This is a genomic window from Corynebacterium otitidis ATCC 51513, from assembly GCF_000296405.1.
GTDB lineage: Bacteria > Actinomycetota > Actinomycetes > Mycobacteriales > Mycobacteriaceae > Corynebacterium > Corynebacterium otitidis.
On sequence record NZ_JH815194.1, the window covers coordinates 385,420 to 389,453 of the forward strand.

Below are 4,034 nucleotides of genomic sequence, written 5' to 3' on the forward strand. Positions count from 1 at the left end.
GCCGGAGCCCGGCGCGGGGCTCGCGTCCGGCACGCCGGCCTCGGGCTGCGCGCCGCCGTCCGCGCCGCACGGCTGCTTGTTGAGCGCCCCGTAGAGGCTCACGCCCTCGGCGGCCGTGGGGTTGGCCCACAGCAGCCGGTCGACGCGCTGGGCGCCCTCGCCGCCGGGGCAGGGCCGCTCGGCGGAGACGCGGGCGAAGCCCGCGACGGGGACGTCAGGGAGGTTCGCCGGGCGCTGGAAGGTCGCCCCCGGGGCGGGGCGGAAGGAGCCCTCCTCGTCGCGCTCGAGGCGCTGCACTGCGCCGGCGCACTCCTCGCCGCACAGCGCCCACAGCTCCCCGGTCTCGGGGTCGTGCTCGAGCTCCGCGACGCCGGGAAGCGCGGTCTCGACGGTGTCGACGAGCGACGGCGAGGCCGTGGAGAGGTCGAAGACGAGGATCTTGTGGTAGCCGGTGAAGCCCACCGCGACGCGGTTATCCTCGAGCGCGGCGATCGCGCTCACCTCGCTGTCGAGGGAGACGCCGGCCTCCCGGGCGAGGGTGGCGATCCCCCAAGATTGGGTGGCCTGAAGGTCGACCAGCTCGTCGGCGTCCTCGGGCTGGGGCTCCTCGGGCAGGTCGAAGGTGAGGATCTCGCGGCGTGGGCCGCGCTCCTCGTCGTCGGTGGGCTGCTGGGCGACGGCGAAGAGCCGCTCGCCGGCGACGTCGATGGCGCGCGCGTCGAGGCCCGGCTTGAGGGTCTGCAGCTGCGCGCTCCACGTCGGCTCGTAGGAGTTGAGGTCGACGAGGTACTCGAGCCCGTGGACGGTGCCGCCCTCGCCGTTAAGCGCGACGACGTCGCCGTCGCTGGTCGCGGCGAGGCTGACGATCCCCGGCTCGGAGAACGGGCCGCCCACGTCGAAGGGGTCGACCTTCGCGTCGTGCCACGGCGTCTTCTGGCTGCCGCTCTTTTGGCCGTCGCCGAGGCGCGGCACGTTGGACTCGCCGGGGGTGGGCAGGCGGGTGTCGTCGAAGTCGCCGACCTTGTCGGGCACGCGGCCCCAGGACTGCTCGGCGGGCTCCTGCCACGAGGCTGCGTCGACGTCATCGGCACCGGAGCGTAAAACGAGCTCGCCGTCCTTGCCGAGGCGGCCGCCGGGCTCGATGACGTGGTAGCCGCCCGGCTCGATGACGGTGTTCGGGGGCAGCGTCACGGTGACGTCGGAGCGCGGGTCGACGAGCAGCCAGCCGGAGACGTCCGCCGGCTCGCGCTCGTCCTGGTTGGCGAGCTCGACCCAGGCGCCGTCCTCGGCCTGGCCGATCTCGTTGATGACGACCGGGGCGTGCGCGGGCTGGGCGGCGGCCACCGGCGCGCCGGCGGCTAGCAGGCCTGCAGCCAGCAGACCGGCGGGGGCGCGATAGCGCATTCGGGATGCCACCTTCCTTTTTCAAGAAGACACGGGGTCGTCAACGGCTCTGCACCACCCGGCGTTTTCCACGCCAGGGCACAGTCTTTTCCACAGTTTAGCGGAATCGCCCCGGCGGGCGATAGCGCCGCGCACCCCCACCCGACGCGCCAGGCCCGCAGCCGGTTCCCAGCACGCGGCGCACCGGGCCCCGCGGCGCGCGAGAAGGCCCCGCCTCCCCGAGCGGATCGGGGGCGGGGCCTTCTCGCGTGAGCGCTTGGGCCGAGCCCTAGCTTGCGTCCTGGATGCGCTGCTTGAGCGCCTCGAACTGCGCGCGTACCTCCTGGGGCACGCGCGGCCCGAGGAAGTCGAGGTACTCGGCGTTGTCCTGCACGTCGCCGGCCCACGACTCCGCCGGGGCGCTGAGCGACTCGCGGACGTCCTCGATCGGGGTGTCGAGCCCGGAGAGGTCGAGGTCCTCCGCGCGGGCGGTGTAGCCCACGACCGTCTCGTCGGCGCCGACGCGGCCCTCGATACGGTCGACGATCCACTTGAGCACGCGGCTGTTCTCGCCGAAGCCCGGCCACAGGAAGCGGCCGTCGTCGCCGCGGCGGAACCAGTTGACGAGGAAGATCGGGGGCATCTTGTCGCCGCCCTTATTGCCCATGTCGATCCAGTGCTGGAGGTAGTCGCCGGCGTTGTAGCCCATGAACGGCAGCATCGCCATGGGGTCGTGGCGCAGCGAGCCGACCTTCGCCTCCGCGGCGGCGGCCGTCTGACCGGACGCGAGGAGCGCGCCGATCATCGTGCCGTGCTCCCAGCTGTGCGCCTGGGTGACGAGCGGGACGGTGTCGGGGCGGCGCCCGCCGAAGAGGATCGCGTCGACCTTCACGCCGCGCCAGTCGTCGTACTCCGGGGCGGTGACGGGGCACTGCCCGATCGGCACGCAGTAGCGGGAGTTCGGGTGGGCGGCCTTCTCGTCAGAGTCGGGGGTCCAGTCGCGGCCCTTCCAGTCGATGGCGTGCTCGGGGGTGCCCTCGAGGCCCTCCCACCACACGTCGCCGTCGTCGGTGAGCGCCACGTTGGTGAACAGCGTGTTGCCCGGCTCGAGGGCGCGCATGGCGTTGGGGTTGGTCGCGTAGTTCGTGCCCGGCGCGACGCCGAAGAACCCGTTCTCGGGGTTGACGGCGTAGAGGTGCCCGTCCTCACCGAAGGACAGCCACGCGATGTCGTCGCCGACGACCTCGGCGCTCCAGCCCTCGAGGGTGGGGTTGATCATCGCGAGGTTGGTCTTGCCGCAGGCCGAGGGGAACGCGGCGACGACGTGGTAGTTCTTACCCTCGGGCGAGGTGAGCTTGAGGATGAGCATGTGCTCGGCCATCCAGCCCTCCTCGCGGGCCATGACCGAGGCGATGCGCAGCGCGTAGCACTTCTTCGCGAGGATCGCGTTGCCGCCGTAGCCGGAGCCGAAGGACCAGATCTCCTTGGTGTCGGGGAACTGGGTGATGTACTTCGTCTCGTTGCACGGCCAGGCGACGTCCTCCTCGCCCTCGGCGAGCGGGGCGCCCACCGAGTGGAGGCAGTGCACGAAGTCGCCGCTGTCGCCGATCTTCTCGAGCGCCTCGGAGCCCATGCGGGTCATGATGCGCATGGACAGCACGACGTAGGCGGAGTCGGTGAGCTGCACGCCGAGCTTCGGGTTGGGGTCCGAGATGGGGCCCATGCAGAAGGGCACGACGTACATCGTGCGCCCGCGCATCGAGCCGGCGAACTGGCCGCGCATCTCCTCCTTCATCGCGGCGGGCGGCGCCCAGTTGTTCGTCGGGCCGGCGTCCTCCTCGTTCTCCGAGCAGATGAAGGTGCGCGACTCGACGCGCGCGACGTCGGAGGGGTTGGAGCGCGCCAGGAAGCTGTTCGGCCGCTTCTCCTCGTTGAGCCGGATGAGGGTTCCGGCGTCGACCAGCTCGGAGGTGAGCCGGTCCCACTCGTCCTGGGAACCATCCGCGAAGACCACGTTCTCCGGCTCGAAGAGCTCGATCGCCTCGGCGATCCAGTCGAGCAGCTCAGTGTTGGTGGTCGGTACCGGGCCGACGAGGCCCTTCAAGGCGGTGGTCATTCATCACTCCTGTGGTAGGTCTCGGCAGAGAACACCTTTCCCACCCTATCGGCCGGTGCCGGGGAACCCAGCAGCCCCACCGGCCGTGATTTATACCACTGGTTGTTACCTGAGCGTTACCGCGCGGTACCGACGCTCGATCGGCGCGCTACCAGGGTTTTCCCACCTTATCTACCCCTTTTCGGGGGTATGTGCGTCGCGGAGTCCCCAGCCGCCCTCCCCACCTGCGGCGTCGTCCGCGCGCACCGCCGGGGCCAGGCCCCAGCCCTTCTCGCCGCGGCGCCACGCGGTGGGTTCCCCGCCCGGGTTGAGGACGGTGACGTGGTCGACGAGCCCGTCGCCGTCGGTGTCCGCCAGCCACGCCACCGAGTCGCCCGACTCGACGAACGCGGCGCCCCCGCCGGGCTCCACCTCGGCGGCGTCGCTGGACAGCGGCAGCTCCCCGCCCGACCCGGCGGCGAGGAGCTCGCCGAGCTCCTCGAGGAAGTCACCCACGGCGCGCCTCCGCTCCCGGGGCGGCGAGCCGGGCGCGCAG

3 protein-coding genes are annotated in these 4,034 nt (G+C 71.7%); all 3 read right to left on the reverse strand.

Features of this window, described 5'->3' with window-relative positions; translation table 11 throughout:
• Nucleotides 1-1,404, reverse strand: a 1,404-nt coding sequence (locus tag HMPREF9719_RS07125; protein WP_004601318.1) for a lamin tail domain-containing protein, incomplete at its 3' end; no start/stop codon positions are given.
• Between the two features lie 268 nt (nucleotides 1,405-1,672).
• On the reverse strand, nucleotides 1,673-3,499 hold the full coding sequence (locus HMPREF9719_RS07130) for a phosphoenolpyruvate carboxykinase (GTP) (protein ID WP_004601319.1): 1,827 nt from the start codon (nucleotides 3,497-3,499) through the stop codon (nucleotides 1,673-1,675).
• 171 nt (nucleotides 3,500-3,670) lie between these two features.
• A partial coding sequence (locus tag HMPREF9719_RS07135) for a hypothetical protein (protein ID WP_218915458.1) occupies nucleotides 3,671-4,034 on the reverse strand: 364 nt, incomplete at its 5' end.

What these genes read in the sequence shown, in the direction of transcription:
- HMPREF9719_RS07130 (WP_004601319.1), bottom strand. Translation starts at nt 3,499, where the DNA reads ATGACCACCGCCTTGAAGGGCCTCGTCGGCCCGGTACCGACCACCAAC.